Source organism: Streptomyces sp. NPDC001858, from assembly GCF_053594615.1.
Genome location: NZ_JBSFEV010000049.1, coordinates 37,954 through 56,625 on the forward strand (window position 1 = coordinate 37,954; position 18,672 = coordinate 56,625).

Annotated in this window: 15 protein-coding genes; 8 read left to right on the forward strand and 7 right to left on the reverse strand. The window is 71.4% G+C overall.

Annotated elements, in window-relative coordinates:
* Positions 1-132: 132 nt before the first annotated feature.
* The 4 genes from ACWCPF_RS40265 to ACWCPF_RS40280 all read right to left on the reverse strand — a co-directional run bounded on the left by ACWCPF_RS40265 (position 133) and on the right by ACWCPF_RS40280 (position 4,683).
* Entirely contained in the window at positions 133-1,125 is a 993-nt protein-coding gene (locus ACWCPF_RS40265; RefSeq protein WP_451050104.1) for a sugar-binding transcriptional regulator, read from the reverse strand.
* A gap of 50 nt (positions 1,126-1,175) precedes the next feature.
* Entirely contained in the window at positions 1,176-2,729 is a 1,554-nt protein-coding gene (locus tag ACWCPF_RS40270; protein WP_451050105.1) for an FGGY family carbohydrate kinase, read from the reverse strand.
* Positions 2,730-2,824: 95 nt separating this feature from the next.
* The gene (locus ACWCPF_RS40275) at positions 2,825-3,805 is read right to left on the reverse strand and encodes a transketolase family protein (protein ID WP_451050106.1); all 981 of its coding nucleotides are present in this window, start codon (positions 3,803-3,805) and stop codon (positions 2,825-2,827) included.
* Positions 3,802-4,683, reverse strand: a complete 882-nt coding sequence (locus ACWCPF_RS40280) for a transketolase (protein ID WP_451050107.1) — start codon at positions 4,681-4,683, stop codon at positions 3,802-3,804. The genes ACWCPF_RS40275 and ACWCPF_RS40280 overlap by 4 nt, the downstream gene beginning before the upstream one ends.
* A 245-nt stretch (positions 4,684-4,928) precedes the next feature.
* Between ACWCPF_RS40280 and ACWCPF_RS40285 the strand changes: the two genes are divergently transcribed.
* The 7 genes from ACWCPF_RS40285 (at position 4,929) to ACWCPF_RS40315 (ending at position 15,206) form a co-directional block, all read left to right on the forward strand.
* Positions 4,929-5,906: a sugar phosphate isomerase/epimerase family protein gene (locus ACWCPF_RS40285; RefSeq protein WP_451050108.1), complete on the forward strand. Its 978-nt coding sequence runs from the start codon at positions 4,929-4,931 to the stop codon at positions 5,904-5,906.
* Between the two features lie 97 nt (positions 5,907-6,003).
* Positions 6,004-7,533 (forward strand): ABC transporter substrate-binding protein, encoded by a 1,530-nt coding sequence (locus ACWCPF_RS40290; protein ID WP_451050109.1) that lies wholly within the window; start codon positions 6,004-6,006, stop codon positions 7,531-7,533.
* A gap of 84 nt (positions 7,534-7,617) precedes the next feature.
* Complete coding sequence (locus tag ACWCPF_RS40295; RefSeq protein WP_451050110.1) at positions 7,618-8,559, forward strand: ABC transporter permease; 942 nt, start codon at positions 7,618-7,620, stop codon at positions 8,557-8,559.
* Positions 8,556-10,862, forward strand: a complete 2,307-nt coding sequence (locus ACWCPF_RS40300; RefSeq protein ID WP_451050111.1) for an ATP-binding cassette domain-containing protein — start codon at positions 8,556-8,558, stop codon at positions 10,860-10,862. Before ACWCPF_RS40295 ends, ACWCPF_RS40300 begins: the two co-directional genes overlap by 4 nt.
* The gene (locus ACWCPF_RS40305; RefSeq protein ID WP_451050112.1) at positions 10,859-11,776 is read left to right on the forward strand and encodes an ATP-binding cassette domain-containing protein; all 918 of its coding nucleotides are present in this window, start codon (positions 10,859-10,861) and stop codon (positions 11,774-11,776) included. The genes ACWCPF_RS40300 and ACWCPF_RS40305 overlap by 4 nt, the downstream gene beginning before the upstream one ends.
* A 52-nt stretch (positions 11,777-11,828) precedes the next feature.
* On the forward strand, positions 11,829-13,409 hold the full coding sequence (locus ACWCPF_RS40310; protein WP_451050113.1) for a family 43 glycosylhydrolase: 1,581 nt from the start codon (positions 11,829-11,831) through the stop codon (positions 13,407-13,409).
* Positions 13,410-13,445: 36 nt separating this feature from the next.
* The gene (locus tag ACWCPF_RS40315; protein WP_451050114.1) at positions 13,446-15,206 is read left to right on the forward strand and encodes a DUF5605 domain-containing protein; all 1,761 of its coding nucleotides are present in this window, start codon (positions 13,446-13,448) and stop codon (positions 15,204-15,206) included.
* A 2-nt stretch (positions 15,207-15,208) separates the two neighbouring features.
* Here ACWCPF_RS40315 and ACWCPF_RS40320 read toward each other — a convergent pair whose 3' ends face one another.
* Positions 15,209-15,574, reverse strand: a complete 366-nt coding sequence (locus tag ACWCPF_RS40320) for a S24 family peptidase (RefSeq protein ID WP_451050115.1) — start codon at positions 15,572-15,574, stop codon at positions 15,209-15,211.
* Between the two features lie 204 nt (positions 15,575-15,778).
* On the opposite strand from ACWCPF_RS40320, the gene ACWCPF_RS40325 reads away from it, so the two are divergent.
* A complete protein-coding gene (locus tag ACWCPF_RS40325) occupies positions 15,779-16,591 on the forward strand; it encodes a class I SAM-dependent methyltransferase (RefSeq protein WP_451050116.1) in 813 nt (270 codons plus the stop codon).
* A gap of 61 nt (positions 16,592-16,652) precedes the next feature.
* Here the strand turns inward: ACWCPF_RS40325 and ACWCPF_RS40330 are convergent, their stop codons facing one another.
* Together ACWCPF_RS40330 and ACWCPF_RS40335 are read right to left on the reverse strand one after the other, a co-directional pair.
* Entirely contained in the window at positions 16,653-17,444 is a 792-nt protein-coding gene (locus ACWCPF_RS40330) for an ATP-binding cassette domain-containing protein (protein WP_451050117.1), read from the reverse strand.
* Between the two features lie 2 nt (positions 17,445-17,446).
* On the reverse strand, positions 17,447-18,610 hold the full coding sequence (locus ACWCPF_RS40335; RefSeq protein WP_451050118.1) for an ABC transporter permease: 1,164 nt from the start codon (positions 18,608-18,610) through the stop codon (positions 17,447-17,449).
* Between the last annotated feature and the right edge of the window lie 62 nt (positions 18,611-18,672).

Sequence of the window (18,672 nt, forward strand, 5' to 3'; positions counted from 1 at the left end):
AATGCGCCATCGTGGCCGGTCGCGCAGTTCCCCGCGCCCCTTCAGGGCGCAGCCGGACCGCAGCCGGAAAGGTCCTGCCCGACACGTGCCGCGATGTGCCGTCGTGGCTGGTCGCGCAGCCGACCGCGCCCCTCAGTCCTGTTCTTCCAGTAGTCGGCGGGCCGTGCTCGTGTCTGTCACCAGGGCGGTGATCCAGCGGCCCCGCAACGCCCCCCGCACGGCTGCGTACTTGCGCGGACCGCCCGCGACGGCGATACGGCGGGGGACCGAGCGGAGCTGGTCCGCCGAGACGCCGATCGTCCGCTCGCCCAGCCCCGCGTCGACGTACACCCCGTTCTCGTCGAAGAACCGCTGGCAGATGTCGCCCACCGCGCCCAGTGATCGCAGCCGTGCCAGTTCGTCCTCCGCGACCGCGTTCCCGCTGAGTCGCAGCAGCGGCGAGGGCTCGACGCTGCCGATCCCGACCAGGGCGACGGTCAGCTGCTGCCAGGCCTGGCTGACCTCCGCCACGGTCGGGTCGTGGAGCAGGGAGAGCCGGGCCTCGGCGGAGCCGACCAGCCCCGGGGCCCGGACGAAGAGCGGGGTGCTGCCGGTCAGGTCGGCGAGACGGGCGGCGAGGTGGGTGGCCTGGACCTGGCCCTGGGGGTCGCCCATGCCGCCCATGAGCTGGACGACCTTGTCGGCCACCTGCTGCTTGGCCGGCTGCATCACGTTGGCGGCGGCCAGCAGGGTCTCGCTCCAGGTGGAGACCCCGATCAGGTCCCCGGGACGGAAGGCGGTCTCCAGATAGCTGGCCGCGCCGGAGCCGAGGGCGCGCAGCAGGCTGCGCGGGTGGTCGAGCAGGTCGTCCCCGTCGATGATCACCACGTCGGCCAGCTGGTAGCAGTCGGCGACCGCGTCCTCCAGGTCGCTGTGGATCCCCTCGGGGGAGACCACGACGGTGCGCACCACGCCCAGCTCGGCCGCGCTGCGCAGCAGCCGGGAGACGCCGGCCTGGGAGAGGTTCAGCGCTTCGGCGATCTGGGCCTGGCGCAGGCCGCGCTCGTGGTACATCCGGGCGACACGAACGATCAGCCGGAGTTTGTCGACCGACTCGTGGCCGGTGAGGTCAGGATGTGGGGACACGCGCTGAACACTACTGAGATTCGGGCCGGTCCGGCCCCCGATTGCAGGGCTCATGACATGGGCACCTTCCCCGCGCTGCGGCTGCGCGCCACCGCGTCGTGCCAGGCCGCCAGTCGCCGCAGCCGTTCCGGTTCGGCGAGCGTCGGCGGGTAGACCTCGGCGTCCCGGGCGGGCGCGGCCGACCGCTCCCGGCCGATGAGTCCCATGGTACGGGCGGCCAACCGGGCGGCGCCCACGGCGGAGAGCCCGCCGGCCCGCGGGCGTTCGACCGTACGGCCGGACAGGTCCGCCTGGAGCCGCATCAGCGCGGCGTTGCCGCTGGGCCCGCCGTCGGCCAGCACCACGGCGACCCGCTCCCCGGCCCGGTCGACGGCGGCCACCACGTCCTCGACCTGGAAGGCGATCGACTCCAGCGCGGCCCGCGCCAGTTCCGGCAGACCGGAGCCGAGGGTGAGGCCGCTGATCAGGCCGGTCGCCTCGTTGTCCCACCAGGGGGCGGCCAGCCCGCCGAACGCGGGCACCAGGTGGACGCCTCCGGAGTCCGGCGCGGCGGCGGCCGCCACCTCGGCCTCGGTGCGGCCGACCAGCCCGGCCAGCCAGCGCAGGGTGGCGCCGGAGGAGCGGATGTTGCCCTCCAGAGCGTAGGCGGGACCGCCGCCCTCGGTGCCGCTGTCGTCCCAGGCGACGGTGAGGCACAGCGCGTCACCCTCGCCGGGCACCTCGGGCGAGGCGACGAGCCCCATCACGGAGGAGCCGGTGCCGTAGGTGGCCTTGACGCGTCCGGGGGCGAAGACCCCGTGCCCGAAGAGCGCCGCGTGCGAGTCCCCGAGCACCGCCCCCACCGGGGTGCCGTCCACCAGCGGCGCCACGCCCCGCACCGGGGGGAAGGGCCCGGTGGAGGCCACCACCCGGGGCAGTGCGGCGTGCGGCACGCCGAAGAGGGCGAGCAGGTTCTCGTCCCAGTCCCGGCGCCGGATGTCCAGCAGTTGGGTGCGGGCGGCGTTGCCGACCTCGATGACATGGTCGGCGCCGCCGCCGAGCCGCCAGAGCAGCCAGGAGTCGACGGTGCCCAGGCACAGCTCGCCGCGCCGGGCCCGGGTGCGGTCCGGGTCGTACGTGTCGAGCAGCCACTTGGCCTTCAGGGCGCTGAACATCGGGTCCAGGGGCAGCCCGGTGGCGGCCCGTACCCCGGGGCCGGCCCCGTCGGCGAGCAGTCGGGCGCAGTCGTCGGCGGTGCGGCGGTCCTGCCAGCCGAGCAGCGGGCCGACGGGTTCGCCGGTGGCGCGGTCCCAGAGCAGCACCGACTCGCGCTGGGTGCTCAGGCCCACGGCGGCGACGGCCGCCGGGTCGTGGCCGGCCAGACAGTCGCGCACCGCCTCGGTCACGCTCCGCCAGACCTCCTCGGCGGACTGCTCCACCCAGCCGGGCCGGGGGTAGGCGCCGGCCAGCGGGACGGAGGCGGAGGCCAGCACACTGCCTTCGGGGTCGGTGAGGACAGCCTTGGTGGCGGAGGTGCCCTGGTCGACGGCGAGGATCAGCGGCCCCCGGCCCCCGCCTTCCCCACCTGCACCCGCTCCCGCACCCGTACTCGCATCGGCTGCCACGCCCGTCACAGCCGCCACATGCGTCCCACGCATCCCATCTGCCGTGTCTGACATACCCGTCACTCCCGTCACCCCCGTCACAGCCGCCCTGCCCGTCATACCGGTGAGGATGACAGAGCCAGCACCTCGTGGACCGCCTGCCGGATCCCGTCGGCGGTGAGCCCGAAGTGCTCCAGCAGATAGCTCGCGTCGCCGGTCGGGGCGAAGCCGGTGACCCCGAGCAGCCGCAGCGGCACCGGCCGGCGCTGGCCGACGAGCGAGGCGACGGCCGCGCCGAGACCGCCGCTGAGGGTGGCCTCCTCGGCGACGACGAGGGCGCCGGTCTCGGTCGCGGCGGCCAGCACCGCCGCCTCGTCCAGCGGGTCGACGAAGGGGGTGTTGAGCACGCGTACGGAGATGCCTTCCGCGGCCAGCGCCTCGGCGGCGGCCAGGGCGCGCGGCACCAGCGTGCCGATGGCGATGACGGTGGCGTCGGCGCCCTCCCGCAGGGTGACCGAGTGCCCGGGGCCGAAGGGGGCGTCGGGCGGGACGACGTCGGGCACCTTGAAGCGGGGGATGCGCAGATAGCAGGGGCCGTCGAAGGCGTAGGCCCAGCGGATCGCGGCCCGCGTCTGCTCGCGGTCGGTGGGGACGAGCACCGGCAGGTCGGCGACGGCCCGCAGCCAGGACAGGTCCTCGACGGAGTGGTGAGTGGGGCCGAGTTCGCCGTAGGCCATGCCGGGGCTCTGGCCGCAGAGGATCACCTTGTGGCCGCTGTAGGCGCAGTCGGCCTTGATCTGTTCGAGGGCCCGGCCGGTGAGGAAGGGTCCGGCGGCCGACACGAAGGGGATCATGCCGCCGTTGGCGAGCCCCGCGCCGACGCCGACCAGGTCCTGCTCGGCGATGCCGACGTTGATCAGGCGGTCGGGGAACTCGGCGCGGAAGCCGGTGAGGTTGCTGGAGCCGACCGAGTCGTTGCACACGGCCACCACCCGGGGGTCCTGGCGGGCGAGCGCGATGAGCTCCTCGGCGAACACCTGGCGGCAGTCATAGGTGGCTTCGGCGACGGCGTCGGCGCGGGCAATGGTGTTCGTCAACGGGAGAGCTCCTCGATCGCGGCCTGCACCTGCTGCTTGTCGGGCACCTTGTGGTGCCACTCGACGCGGTCCTCCATGAAGGAGACGCCCTTGCCCTTGAGCGTGTCGGCGATCACCGCGACCGGACGGCCGTCCCGGGACGGGCCGAAGGCGGCGAGCAGGGCGGCGTGGTCGTGCCCGTCGACGACCCGGGCCTCCCAGCCGAAGGCGGTCCACTTGTCGGCGAGCGGTTCCAGGGTCTTGGTGTCCTCGGTGCGGGCGCCCTGCTGGAGGCGGTTGCGGTCGACGACGGCGGTGAGCGAGGTGAGGCCGTGGTGGCCGGCGGTCATCGCGGCCTCCCAGTTGCTGCCCTCCTGCATCTCGCCGTCGCCCAGCACCACCACGGTGCGCCAGTTCCCGCCGGTCAGCCGGGCGGCCAGGGCGCTGCCGACGGCCACCGGGAAGCCGTGGCCGAGCGGTCCGGTGTTGGTCTCCACGCCGGGGACCTTGCGGCGGTTGGGGTGACCGTTGAGCGCGGAGAGCGGCGCCATGAAGGTGTCCAGCTCCTTGTCGGCGAAGTAGCCGCAGTGCGCCAGCGTGGCGTAGAGGGCGGCGGCGCAGTGGCCCTTGCTGAGGATGAAGCGGTCCCGGCCGGGGCGGCGCGGGTCCTCGGGGTCGACGTCGAGGACCGCGCCGAAGAGGGTGACCAGGATGTCGGTGACGGACAGGTCTCCACCGATATGGCCCAGCTGGGCGGCGTCGATCATCTTCACGATCCGCACCCGGACGTCGGCGGACATGTTCCGGAGCAGTTCCAGGGCTGATTCCGGACGACCGTCCCGGGTGGCTTGCCGCAGATCGCGGTAGTGCGCCGCGACTGCATGGTCAGCGGTGAGCATGTGAATATCCATTCACGCAGTGATTTATATGTTTCGGGATAGTGCGCCACCTCCCGCCATCACGTCAAGACGGTCGACGCAAGGCGTTCGGGCGGCGGCCGGGCGGGGGTCGTCGGGGTCCTATAGGTCGTTTACGGCGATTGGGAAACATGGTGGCAACACTCTTGACATGCCCAACAAGCCCGGCTTACGTTCCCGGCCATCCCCCATTCACCGGTGGCTGAATATTAATTCAGGAGGATCTTGTGTCGACCACGCCGCGCACTTATGCCGGAGGGATGTGGAGTTTCGGCCGCATCATCGACCGGTACGCCACCGACGGCTACGGCCCGCCGGTCGGCACCCTCGACACCATCGAACTCGCCGCGAAAACCGGCGAGCTGGCGGCCCTGGACCTCAACTACCCCTTCGACACCGGAGTTTCGGTCGCCGACGTCAAGTCCGCACTGGCCGCCCACTCCCTGGCCGTCACCAACATCACCCCGGTGATCTACGACCGGGGCTTCCGCAGCGGCTCCTTCACCGGCGCCGACCCGGCGACCCGCCGCGCGGCCGCCGACCTGGCCCACGAGTCCGTCGACGTGGCCCGCCAACTCGACGCCCGGTACGTGAAGTTCTGGCCCGGCCAGGACGGCTACGACTACCCCTTCCAGGTCGACTACCCCACCCTGCGCCGCCACGCCGTCGAAGGCATCAGGGACGTGGCCCGCAACTTCCCCGACGTCACCTTCGCCATCGAGTACAAGCTCAAGGAACCCCGCAACCGGCTCTTCTGGAGCACCGCCGCCGCCAGCCTGCTCGCCATCGAGCAGATGGACGTCGACAACGTCGGCCTGGTCATCGACTTCGGCCACTCGCTGTTCGCCAAGGAGAACCCCGCCGAGGCGCTCAGCCTCGCCCACAGCATGGGCCGGCTGGTCGACGTCGAGGTCGACGACAACTACCGCGAGTGGGACGACGATCTCACCGCCGGCGCCCTGCACCTGGTGGAGACCCTGGAGTTCCTGCACGTCGTACGCGAGATCGGCTGGCAGGAACCCCTCAAGCTCGACCTCTTCCCCTACCGCGAGGACCCGGGCGACGCGGTCCGCGAGTCGATCGCCACCCTGCGGGCCCTCGAAGAGCGCGCCGGGCGCCTCGACCTCGACGCGCTGCGCGAGGCCCAGTCCCGGCACGACGCGATGGCCGCCCAGCGGATCGTGCGCACCGCGCTCCTGGGCTGACCCGCCGCCCGGCACGTCGTCCCCACACGTCGTCCCCGCCGCGACGTAGGTCACCCGCTGTCGTCCACGAGGAAACAAGGATCTGGAGAAACCAGAAATGCGCAGAACTCTCATCGGCGCCGGTGTCGTCGCCGTCCTGGTCGGCACCGCAGCATGCTCCGGCGGGTCGGCCGCGAGCGGCGGCAGCGGCTCGGGCAGCAAGACGCTGACGCTCGCCCCGCTCGTACCCGCCCAGCCCTGGGACCTGAAGGACGCCGGCCTCGGCAACAACACGCAGTACTACCAGCCGGTCTACGACTCGCTGCTGCGGCTGGACACCAAGGCCGAGCCCACCCCCAACGTCGCCACGAAGTGGGCGTACGACAGCACCAACACCGTGCTCACCCTCACCCTGCGCACCGGAATCACCTTCACCGACGGCAGCGCGCTGGACGCCGCCGCCGTCAAGGCCAACCTGGAGCACACCAGGACCGGCGCCAACGAGGCCGCCGGACAGCTCAAGGGCATCAAGACCGTCGAAGCGGTCGGCGCCGACACCGTCAAGGTGACGCTCAGCGCCCCCGACCCGTCCTTCGTCGCCAACCTCGGCTCGGTGGCCGGCATGCTCGCCAGCCCCAAGGCCATCACCGCGGGCACCCTCAAGGACACTCCGACCGGCTCCGGCCCGTACACCCTGGACAAGGCCGCCACCACCAACGGCAGCGTCTACACCTTCGTACGCAACAAGAGCTACTGGAACGCCAAGGCGTTCCCCTTCGAGAAGATCGTCCTCAAGCCGCTGACCGACCCGACCGCCGTCCTCAACGCGCTGCGCTCCGGCCAGGTCGACGGCGCGCTCATCACCACCCCCAAGAACGTCGCCGTCGCCAAGTCCGGCGGCCTGAACGTCCTCCAGTACCCGCCGGGCGACGTCGCGGGCGTCTACATCTGGGACCGCGGGGGCAAGATCAGCGCGCCGCTCGGCAAGCTCAAGGTGCGGCAGGCCATCAACTACGCCTTCGACCGTGACTCGTTCATCAAGTCCGTCTACGGCGGCATCGGCAAGCCCACCGCGCAGGTCTTCAACCCGATCAGCACCGCCTACGACGCCTCGCTCAACGACGTCTACCCCTATGACCCCGCCAAGGCCAAGGCGCTGCTCGCCGAGGCCGGCTACCCGAACGGCTTCAGCGTCGACGTGCCCGACCTGAGCGCGATCTTCCCCGAGGCCCAGGCCGCGATGGTGCAATCGCTCGCCGACATCGGGATCAAGTGCAAGCTGGTGACCATCCCGCCGGGCCAGACCATCAACCAGCTGCTGGCCGGCAAGTTCGCGATCTCCTACTTCTCGCTCGCCTCCTTCCGCTCCTGGGACACCGTCACGATCCAGGCCAAGCCCGACTCCTTGTGGAACCTCTTCAAGAACTCCGACCCCAAGCTCACGGCCCTGATCGACAGCGCGCAGAAGAGCACCGGCGACAGCCAGACCGCCGGCTTCAAGGAAATCGACAAGTACCTGGTCGAGCAGGCCTGGAACGCCCCCTGGGCCAACGTCGAGAACTCCTACGCCCATGCCAAGGACGTCAAGGTGACCGCGCAGGCCTTCACTCCCGTCCCCGGCATCTACAACTTCACGCCCGCAGGCTGACGCACCGGCCGCGGCGCCCGACGGGCGCCGCGGCGGCCTGCGCCCCACCCCGTCGTCCATGGCGTACAACCGGGAGAAGCAGCCATGAAGACATTCCTGGCCCGCCGACTGTTGTCGGGCGTGGTCCTGGTGTTCGTGATCTCGTCCATGACGTTCGTCCTCATGCGGATGACCGGCACGGACGTCGCCCGCAACATCGCGGGCGCCACGGCCACCACCCAGCAGGTCGCCGCGAAGAAGGCCGAACTGGGCCTCGACCGGTCCGTCGTGGTCCAGTACTGGGACTGGCTGACGGCAGCGGTGCGCGGTGACCTCGGGCGCTCCTGGTTCAGCGGCGACACCGTCACCTCCTCGCTCACCGACAAGCTGCCGGTCACCCTCTCCATCGTGCTGGGCGGTCTGCTGCTGTCGGCCGCCGCCAGCGTGCTGCTGGGGGTGGCGGCGGCCGTCCGGGGCGGTCTGCTCGACCGGCTCGTCCAACTGCTCGCCATCATCGGCTTCGCACTGCCCAGCTTCCTGGTCGCGCTGATCCTGGCCCTGTTCGTCGCCGTGAAGTGGGGCTGGCTGCCGGCCACCGGCTACACCCCCTTCGCCGTCTCCCCGTCCGCCTGGCTAGAGTCGATCATCCTGCCGTCCGTGTCGCTGGCGGTGGGCGCCATCGCGGCCACCGCCCAGCAGGTGCGCGGCGCCATGGTCGACGTCCTGCGCAAGGACTACATGCGCACCCTGCGCAGCCGGGGCCTGAGCCGCCGCAGCCTGCTGCTCAAGCACGCGCTCCGCAACGCCGCGCCGCCCGCCCTCACCGTGCTGGGCCTCCAGTTCATCGGCCTGGTCGGCGGGGCCGTGGTGGTGGAGAAGGTCTTCGGCCTCACCGGGATCGGAAGCGCCGCCAACGCGGCCGCCTCCAGCGGCGACTCACCGCTGCTGATGGGCGTGGTGGTCGTCATGGTGCTGCTGGTCGTGGTCGTCAACCTCCTGCTGGACGTCGCCCAAGGGTGGCTCAACCCCAAGGTGCGTGTCGGATGACGCTCCCCCTGCCCCACCCGGCCGCCGCCACGGTGGGCGAGCCCGCGGCCGTCGCGATCCCGCGCCGGGACCGCATCCTGCGGCGGCTCCTGAAGGACCCGACCGCCGTGGTGTGTCTGTCGGTGCTCGCTCTGATCGCGCTGGCCAGTGCCGCGGCGCCGCTGCTCACCTCGCACGACCCGCACACGTCGAATCTGGCGGACGCGCTCGCCGCGCCGAGCGGCAGTCACCCGCTCGGCGGGGACGGCGTGGGCCGCGACGTGCTGTCCCGGCTGCTCTACGGAGGCCGGACCAGCCTGCTCGGCACCGCCCTGGCCACCGCCGTCGCGGTCGCCATCGGCGTGCCGACCGGCCTGGTCGCCGGCTACTTCCGGGGCTGGTTCGACGGACTGGCCGGCTGGGTCGCCAACCTGGTCATGTCCATCCCCGCGATCATCCTGCTGCTGGTGGTGCTGGGCACCGTCGGCCAGAGCACCTATCTCGCGATGGGCGTGTTCGGCGTGCTGATGTCGCCGGGCGTCTTCCGGCTGGTGCGCGGCTCGGTCAACGCGGTCCGCGAGGAGCTGTACGTGGACGCGGCCCGGGTCTCCGGGCTGTCGGACGCACGGATCATCCGCCGGCATGTGCTGCCCGTGGTGCAGGCGCCGGTGATCATCCAGGCGGCGCAGCTGTTCGGCATCGGCATCCTGATCCAGTCCGGGCTGGAGTTCCTGGGCCTGGGCTCGACCGCCGAGGCCAGCTGGGGCTCGATGCTCAACGACGCCTTCGGCAACATCTACACGAAGTCGCTGCTGCTGCTCTGGCCCGGCCTGGCCATCGCCCTGACCGTCGCAGCGGCGGGCCTGCTGGCCAACGCACTGACGGATGTCCTGGTAGGCGGCCGCCCGCCGAGGCCGAAGCGTCGCAGCCGCAAGCAGTCGGCCTCCGCCGGAACACCTGAAACCCCGGGAACGGCTGACGCCCCCGGGACGCGTGAATCCGCGGGGACGGCTGAAGCGCCTGGGACACCGGAGACCGCCGGGACGGCTGGAAACCCCGGGACGCCTGAAACCGCCGGCACGGCTCGAACCCCTGGGGCGGCTGAAACCCCCGGGACCGAGGTTCCGGCCGCCGCCGACGGCGGTCCGGGCACCGGGGCGGACGCTCCGACCACCGCCGACGATGGCCCGGCCACCGGGGCTGAGGCTCCGACGACCGCCGACGACAGCCGGCGCACCGCGCCAGAAGGCCCGGCCGCCACGGACAACGGCCCGCGCACCACCGCCGATAGCACGGCCACCGCAGTTGAGGGCCCGGACGCCGCGGCCGAAGGCCCGCTCGCAGCCGGCGACCCAGCCGCCAGCACCACCGCTGACGACGGTGGCCCAGCCACCGCCACCGCCTCCGCCTCCGCCACCGCCACCGCCGTCGGCCCGGGCGTCGTCGCTGCCGTCGGCCTGCCCGCGCAGCGGGTCCGTTCCGGCGAGGCCGTCGGGGACGAGCTCCTCTTCGTTCGCGACCTGCGCGTCGCCTACGGCGACTCCGTCGTCGTCGACGACGTGTGTCTCTCCGTGCGTCGGGGCGAAGTCCTGGGGCTGGTCGGCGAGTCCGGCTCCGGCAAGAGCCAGACCGCGTTCGCGGTGCTCGGCCTGCTGCCGCCGGAGGCTCAAGTCTCCGTCGGCGCCCTCTCCTTCGGCGGTACGGAGCTGACCGCGTCCGGCGCGGAAGCGGGCGGCGCCGGCATCCTGGGCCGCCGGATCGCGTACGTCCCGCAGGAGCCGATGTCCAACCTGGACCCCTCGTTCCGGATCGGCGCCCAGCTGGTCGAACCGATGCGCAGGCACCTCGGCCTGAGCCGCGCGGAGGCGAAGAAGAAGGCCCTCGCCCTGCTCGACCGGGTGGGCATCGCCGACCCGGCCCGGGTCTACGCCGCCTACCCGCACCAGGTGTCCGGCGGCATGGCCCAGCGGGTGCTGATCGCCGCCGCCGTCTCCTGCGACCCGGACCTGCTCATCGCCGACGAGCCGACGACCGCCCTGGACGTCACCGTCCAGGCCGAGGTCCTCGACCTGATGCGCTCGCTCCAGAAGGAACGCGACATGGGGATGATCCTGGTGACCCATGACTTCGGCGTGGTCGCCGACATCTGCGACCGGGTCGCCGTGATGCAGACCGGCCGGATCGTGGAGTCCGCGCCGGCCGCCGACCTCTTCGCCGCCCCCCGGCACCCGTACACCCGGATGCTCCTCGCATCCACCCTGGAGGACAGCGAGCCGCGCGGCCCGCTGACCGCACCCGCCGTTCCCGAGGGAGTTGAGGCATGAGCACGGTGGCACCGGCCGAGCCGGCCCCGGCGCGGGAGACCGGGCCCCTGCTGTCCGTCGACCAGCTGGTCGTCGAGTACCCCGGCAAGGGCCGGGGCAGGCCGCCCGTGCGGGTGCTCAAGGGCGTCAGCATCGACGTCCACCCCGGCGAGACCCTGGGCCTGGTCGGCGAGTCCGGCTCCGGCAAGACCACCCTGGGCCGCGCCATCCTGGGCCTCGCCCCGGTGACCGGCGGCACGATCTGCTTCGGCGGCCGGGACATCTCGGCGATCGGCAGGAAGGAGCGCCGGGCGCTCAGCGACGACATCCAGGTGGTCTTCCAGGACCCCTACACCTCGCTCAACCCGGCACTCACCGTGGGCGACATCCTCAGCGAGCCGCTACTGGTCACCGGCGTCTCCGGCGCCGACGCCGACCGCCGGGTCCGCGATCTGCTGGACCAGGTGCGGCTCCCGGCGGACGCCGCCGGACGGCTGCCGCGCGAGTTCTCCGGCGGGCAGCGCCAGCGCATCGCCATCGCGCGTGCGCTCACCCGCTCCCCGAAGATCGTCGTCTGCGACGAGCCGGTCAGCGCCCTGGACCTGTCCAACCAGGCCCGGATCCTGGACCTCTTCGTCGAGATCCAGGAACGCACCAGGGTCGCGTACCTCTTCATCACCCACGACCTGTCGGTGGTACGGCACATCAGCCACCGGGTGGCCGTGATGTACCGGGGCGAGATCGTCGAGACCGGCGACGCGTCCACCGTCACCTCGACGCCCGAACACCCCTACACCCGGCGGCTGTTGCTCGCCGCCCCGGTGCCCGACCCGGCGCGCCAGGCCCAACGGCGCGCGGCCCGGCTGGAGTTCGCCGCCCGGCAGCCGGCCGACGCCCCGTCCGGCACGCCGACCGCCGACGACATCACCTCCTGACCACGTACCGACCAGGTACTGACCACGTACTGCCCACTTCCTGAGGAAGCCCATGACCTCCACCCCCGCGCCGAAACGGCCGGACGCCCCGGACACTCCGAGCAACCCGCTCATCCCCGGCTTCCACCCCGACCCCAGCATCTGCCGCGTCGGCGACGACTACTACATCGCCGTCTCCAGCTTCGAGTACCTGCCCGGCATCCCGCTCTTCCACAGCCGCGACCTCACCGACTGGACGCTCATCGGCCATGTCGCCGACCGGCCGGGGCAGTTGGACGTGGGCCGGGTGCCCACCCTGGGCGGGGCGTGGGCGCCGACGCTGCGCCACCACGACGGGCGCTTCTGGTGCGTGGTCACCGACGCGATGGGCCGGGGCAGCCTGATCTTCACGGCGGAGCGGCCGGAGGGCCCCTGGTCGGACGGCACCGTGATGCGGGGCGTCGACGGCATCGACCCGGACATCGCCTGGGACGAGGACGGCACCTGCTACGTCACCTACTCCGGCCTGCGGCTGGCCGGTGACACCCCCACCCACCTGGGCATCCAGCAGGTACGGATGGACCCGGAGACCGGACAGGCGCTGGAGCAGCCCCGCTCGCTGTGGTCCGGCACCGGCCTGATGTTCCCGGAGGCCCCGCACCTCTACGCCGTCGACGGCGCCTGGTACCTGATGATCGCCGAGGGCGGCACCGAGCGCGGCCACAGCGTCAGCATCGCCCGCTCCGACCGCCCCGACGGCCCCTTCGAGGGCTGCCCCGCCAACCCGGTGCTCTCCGCCCGCAGCACCGACCGCCCGATCCAGAACACCGGCCACGGCGACCTGGTGCGCACCGCCGACGGCTCCTGGCTGATGGTGCTGCTGGGCATGCGGCCCCGGGGCCTGACCCGGGCCTTCTCACCGATGGGGCGGGAGACCTTCGTGACCCCGGTGCGCTGGGCGCAGGACGGCTGGCCGGTGGTCGAGCCGGTCCGCCTCACCGAGCCCCGCCCGCCGGTCAGCCGCCACCAGGACTTCGGCGGCGGTCCGCTGGGCCACGAGTGGGTGGCGATCCGCCGCGCACCGTCGGACGTGGCCTCGACGTCCGAAGTCCCGAACGCACTGCGCCTGCACGCCGACGGCAGCGACATGAACAGCGCGCGGCCGGTCTTCGTGGGCGTCCGCCAGGAGCATGAGGAGTCCTCCTTCACCGCCGAGCTCGATGTCAGCGCCGGCACGGGCGGTCTCAGCGTGCGGATGGACGAGCACCACCACTACGACATCGAGGCCGACGCCGACACCGTGCGGGCCCGGGCCCGAGTGGGCGGGATCAGCCAGACCTGGGAACTCCCGCTCCCCGGCGACCCCTGCGCCGTGGCCCTGCGGATCACCACCGGGCCCGTCGTCGGCGACTTCGAAGGCATCGGCCTGGAGCGCCGCTCGCCCGACGTCGTCCGCCTGTCGGTCCGCACCGGTGCCGCCGCCGACGACGGCGACTCCAGCGACGACTGGCAGGAGCTGACCGCTCTCGACGGCCGCTATGTCTCGGCCGAGGTCGCCGCCTCCTTCAACGGCCGCGTGGCCGGTCTCTACGCCTCCGCCGGCGTCGTCGACGCCCGCTGGTTCCGCTACGAAGGCCACGACACCAAGCGCTGACCCCCGCCCCCGCCCTTATCTCCCGGGAGTTCCCCGATGCCGTACAGCCCCGATTCCCTCCTCGGCGACGTCCTGCGCAACCGGCAGGCCACGGCCGTCGTCCGCAGACACCTCTCCGGCATCGTCAACGCCCCCTTGGGCGTGCAACTGCGCCATGTCAGCCTCGCGCAGGTCGTCGGCTTCCTCGACAACACGCGGGCCGACCCCGCGGCCCGGGACGCCTTCTTCGCCGAACTCGCCGCCGTCGACGATTCCCTGGCCGAACCACCGCGCCCCGCGGAGACGGTGATCGTCCCCTCCGACGACTACGAAGGACCCGAGGTCGCGCTCGGCGGCGCCGACGCCGAATGGCCCTCCTCGGTCACCCGCTGGCACCCGTTCGAGCTCGAACTCCACGGCCCCGCCCACGGAAACCCCTTCACCGACGTCGCGTTGAGCGCCCGGTTCATCCACCAGGAGACCGGCCGCACGCTCACCGCGCACGGCTTCTACGACGGCGACGGCGTCCACCGGCTGCGCTTCATGCCCGACGAAGAGGGCGCCTGGGGCTTCGTCACCGCCTCCAACTCCCGTTCCCTGACCGGCATCGGCGGGACCTTCGACTGTCTGCCCGCCGCCCCCGGCGAGCACGGCCCGGTGCGCGTGCACAACACCTTCCACTTCCGGCACGCCGACGGCACCCGTCATCTCCCCGTCGGCACCACGGCGTACGCCTGGACCCATCAGGGCGACGAACTGGAGGAGCAGACCCTGCGCACCCTCGCCGGGTCGCCGTTCAACAAGATGCGGATGTGCGTCTTCCCCAAGGCGTACCTCTTCAACGCCAACGAGCCGCCGCTCTACCCCTTCGCCGGTTCTCCCGAGGACGGCTGGGACTTCCGGCAGCCCAACCCCGCCTACTTCGCACATCTGGAGGACCGCATCCGCGGGCTCGGCGCCCTGGGCGTCCAGGCCGACCTGATCCTCTTCCACCCCTACGACCGCTGGGGCTTCTCGGACATGGGCGCGGTCGCCGACGACCGCTATCTGCGCTATGTGGTCGCCCGGCTGGCCGCCCTGCCCAATGTGTGGTGGTCGCTGGCCAACGAGTACGACCTGCTGTGGGCCAAGACCGAGAAGGACTGGCACCGGATGGCCGCCGTGATCGGCGACACCGACCCGCACGGCCACCTGCTGGGCATCCACAACTGCATGGCCTTCTGGGACAACTCCGTCGACTGGGTCACCCACTCCAGCGTGCAGCGCGTCGACGTGTACCGCACCGCCGAGAACACCGACGCGTGGCGCACCGAGTGGAACAAGCCGGTGGTCATCGACGAGTGCGGCTACGAGGGCGACATCGACCAGGGCTGGGGCAACCTGACCGCCCAGGAACTCGTGCGGCGCTTCTGGGAGGGCGCGGTCCGCGGCGGCTACGTCGGCCACGGCGAGACCTATCTGGCCGAGGACGAGGTCCTGTGGTGGTCCAAGGGCGGCGTCCTCAAGGGCGAGTCGCCGGCCCGTATCGCCTTCCTCCGCCGGATCCTGGAGGACTCCCCCGAGGACGGCATCGGCCCGCTCCCCGGCGACTGGGACGTCCCGGTCGGCGGCGTCGAGGACAGCTACCGCCTGGTCTACTTCGGGTTCGGTCAGCCGCGCTACCGCACCTTCGCACTGCCGCCCGGCATCCGGTGGAAGGTGGACGTCATCGACACCTGGGGCATGACGATCACCGAACTCCCCGACACCTACGAGGGCGTCTTCCGGATCGACCTGCCCGGCCGCCAGTTCATGGCGGTCCGCCTGCACGCCGTATAGGTTCAGGAGGAGTCGTTGGAGTCGGCCGCCAGCGTCTTGCCCGTGGCTCCTGACCGGGTGACGCCGTCGACTGTCACGCAGATACCGAAGACACGATCATGGCTGGTCCAGCCGTTGACGAGGCCACGGTTGTTGCTGATCTGCACCCGCTTCCTGGCAGCGTCCACCGACGACACCAAGTGCAGGTAGACCGTCCCCGCGACACGGGCGAGGACGATGTCTCCGGCCTCCAGCTTCGACGGGTCGACCGGAGCGACGACCACCAGTTGCCGACTGCGTATCAGCGGGACCATCGACGAGCCGCTGGGCCGGAACGCCACAGTCGCCCCGCCGGCGACTCTGCCCGCCACCGCATCCAATGCACCCATCCGACGATCGTGGCAGGTTCCCCTGCCCCACCCCATCGAATTACTTCTCCGTGCTCCACCAGCGCGGCGCGCCTCTGCTGTGCGGGCGATCGGCCGTGGAGGATCGGTGGCAGGCCATCCCCACCCCCACCCGCACCACCTGAAAGGTCCTGCCATGAGACTGTTCGACGACGGCATGCTCGGCGTCGCGTCCTCGGCGGCAAGGTGACCGCCGTGCCTGGCGGCGGCTACGGCGAGGCCGTCTTCCGTCCCGGACAGGCGGGCGAAGGCGAGCGCATCGACTTCGGTGCGCTCGCCTACGACGACATCACGATGGCGCGACTGCGGGCCCTGGGGGCCGGCCCGGGATGGCGCTGCCTCGACCTCGGCGCCGGCACGGGCACGGTCTCACGGCGGCTGCTGGACGAGGCCGGGGTGACGAGCGTGCTCGCCGTGGACCGCGACGTACGCTTCCTCACCGAGCGGGCGGTGCCCGGCCTCGATGTGCTGAAGGCCGACATCACCGCGCCAGGCTTCGCCCCGGGCCGGTTCGAACTCGTCCACGCCCGCTTCGTGTTGATGCATCTGCCCGACCGTGAACGCCTGATCAGGCGGCTCGCCGAACTCGTCGTGCCCGGCGGTGTGCTGGTGCTCAGCGACGCCGTAGATCTGACGAGCGACCGGCCGCCGAGCACTCCGTACACCGTGGTGATGCGGGCGATGTGGCAGGGGCTGCGGGCGACCATCGGCACCGATGTCTCCTGGGTGCCGTCGTACCCCCAGCTGCTGCGCGGGGCGGGGCTCGTGCCCGTCGCCGCCGAGATGCATGTGCCGCCGCTGCTGCCCGGGAGTCCCATCAGCCTCTTCTGGGCGGACACCTGGGAGCGCAGCAGAGCGCCGATGCTCGCCACCGGCCTGGTCGACGACGACGCCGTCGACGCGGCGATCCGCTACCTCGGCTCCGAGGAGTGCGCCGCGCTGTCCGCCGGCATGCTCACCGCCTGGGGACGCAGACCGGAGGAGACCGCCCCGCACTGACCTGCCCCGCCCGGCATGACCGGCACGACGACCAGCGCGGGGCACCCCTACCCGCAGGCGATCAGGCGCCGGCCTGCAGCTCGGCGAGTTCGGCCTCCAGGTCGGCCATGGCTTCGCCGCCGGCCATCAGGTCGGTGATCTCTTCGCGGGTGCGCTCGCCCTTGTGGAAGTCGTCGGCCTTCTGACCGCGGATCAGGACGGCGAAGTGGTCGCCGACCATCATGGCGTGGCGGACGTTGTGGGTGACGAGGATGACCGCGACGCCCTTGGCCCGGGCCTGCATGATGATCCGCAGAACGTGCGCGGCCTCCTTGACGCCCAGGGCGGCGGTCGGCTCGTCCAGGATCAGGACGTTCGCGCCGAAGTAGACCGCGCGCGCGATGGCCAGGGCCTGCCGCTCACCGCCGGAGAGGGCCCCGACGAGGCGGTCGCCGTCGGTGACGCGGGTGATACCGAGCGACTGCATCTCCCGTACGGCGATCTCACCGGCGAGCTTCTTGTCGAAGATCTTGAACGGGCCGAAGCCCTTGGTGGGTTCGGCGCCGACGAAGAAGCAGCGGCCGACGCCCATCAGCGGGAAGGTGCCGCCGAACTGGTGCACCGTGGCGATGCCCCGGGCGCTGGCGTCGCGCGGGCTGTCGAAATCGACGCGTTCGCCGTCGACTTCGATGGTGCCGGTGGTGGGCTTGTGGAAGCCCGAGAGGATCTTGATGAGGGTCGACTTGCCGGCGCCGTTGTCGCCGAGCAGGCACAGCACCTTTCCGGCGTCCACCTCGAGGGAGATGTCCTGCAGCGCGTTGGTTCCGAGGAACGACTTGCTGACGCCGGTGAGGCGGAGGAGAGGCGTGGTCATGATCAAGCCTTCTTCGCGGATCGGGGCTTGTAGGACAGGGCGAGCCGACGGAACGTGTTGTTCATCAGGACGGCGGTGAGGATGAGGATGCCGAGGATGAGGCTGGCCCAGTCGGAGTTCCAGCCGGTGTAGTAGATGCCCTGGTTGACGATGGCGAAGGTCAGGGTGCCCAGGACCACGCCGAGGACCGAGCCGTAGCCGCCGGTGAGGAGGACGCCTCCGATGACCACGGCGATGATGGAGTTGAAGACGAAGGACTGGCCGTTGGCGACCTGGGCCCCGTTGTAGAGGATGGTCTGGATCACGCCGACCAGGGCGGCGCCGAAGCCGCTGGCGATGTACAGGGCGATCTTCACCTTGTCGACCGGGATGCCGGTGGCGCGGGCGCTCTCCTTGTCACCACCGATCGCGAAGATCCAGTTGCCGTACTTCATCATCTGCAGCACCACCGTGACCACGACGGCGATGCCGAGCCACCAGAAGATCGCGACTTCGAACTGGCCGCCGATCAGCTCGCCGAACAGCGACTTCGACACCGAGTCCGGCTTGATCGGAACGCTCGTGGTACCGGTGGTGACGCGGGACAGGCCCAGCGTGAGACCGGCCATGCCGGACAGCGTGGCCAGTGTGACGACCAGCGAGGGAACGTTGGTGCGCGTGACGATGACCCCGTTGAGCAGGCCGGTGAGGACCCCGAGCCCGAGCGCGCACAGAATGCCGACGATCATCGGGGCGCCCCAGTGACCGGAGACGATGGCCAGCGTCATCGAGCTGCCGGCCAGCACCGAACCCACGGACACGTCGAGCTCGCCGGCGATCATCAGCAGTCCGACCGGGATGGCGATGATGCCGAGCTCGGCCGCGATGTTCAGCCAGCTCGCCGCGCCCGCCGGGGCCAGGAACTTCTCCCCGCCGAAGATCGCGAAGAACACGAAGACCGTGATCGTTCCGATGAGCGCACCGACCTCGGGACGATGTCGCAGCTGCCCCAGCGGGCTCTCGGACTGCTTCGGGGGAGCGACGGCGGCCTCTTTCTCGGCCGTCGTGTCGGGAATTGAGGTAGTCATCGGAATGGAGTCACCTTCGTGAATCTGGAGGGAGTGCGAGGCGGGAACCTGGGGTTGCTGTGCCGGGCCCTCGCACAACGGCGCCACCATCAAGACCATCCCGATCTCCGCCGGCTCGCCCGACAACACGACGTACGAGGGCAAGATGGTGATGTCGGAGA

Bases quoted from the DNA above. Each gene is read 5' to 3' on its own strand.
- ACWCPF_RS40295 (WP_451050110.1), top strand. From the start codon at position 7,618: ATGAAGACATTCCTGGCCCGCCGACTGTTGTCGGGCGTGGTCCTGGTG.
- ACWCPF_RS40280 (WP_451050107.1), bottom strand. From the start codon at position 4,683: ATGCTCACCGCTGACCATGCAGTCGCGGCGCACTACCGCGATCTGCGG.
- ACWCPF_RS40305 (WP_451050112.1), top strand. From the start codon at position 10,859: ATGAGCACGGTGGCACCGGCCGAGCCGGCCCCGGCGCGGGAGACCGGG.
- ACWCPF_RS40290 (WP_451050109.1), top strand. From the start codon at position 6,004: ATGCGCAGAACTCTCATCGGCGCCGGTGTCGTCGCCGTCCTGGTCGGC.
- ACWCPF_RS40320 (WP_451050115.1), bottom strand. From the start codon at position 15,574: ATGGGTGCATTGGATGCGGTGGCGGGCAGAGTCGCCGGCGGGGCGACT.
- ACWCPF_RS40300 (WP_451050111.1), top strand. From the start codon at position 8,556: ATGACGCTCCCCCTGCCCCACCCGGCCGCCGCCACGGTGGGCGAGCCC.
- ACWCPF_RS40335 (WP_451050118.1), bottom strand. From the start codon at position 18,610: ATGGTCTTGATGGTGGCGCCGTTGTGCGAGGGCCCGGCACAGCAACCC.
- ACWCPF_RS40310 (WP_451050113.1), top strand. From the start codon at position 11,829: ATGACCTCCACCCCCGCGCCGAAACGGCCGGACGCCCCGGACACTCCG.
- ACWCPF_RS40315 (WP_451050114.1), top strand. From the start codon at position 13,446: ATGCCGTACAGCCCCGATTCCCTCCTCGGCGACGTCCTGCGCAACCGG.
- ACWCPF_RS40330 (WP_451050117.1), bottom strand. From the start codon at position 17,444: ATGACCACGCCTCTCCTCCGCCTCACCGGCGTCAGCAAGTCGTTCCTC.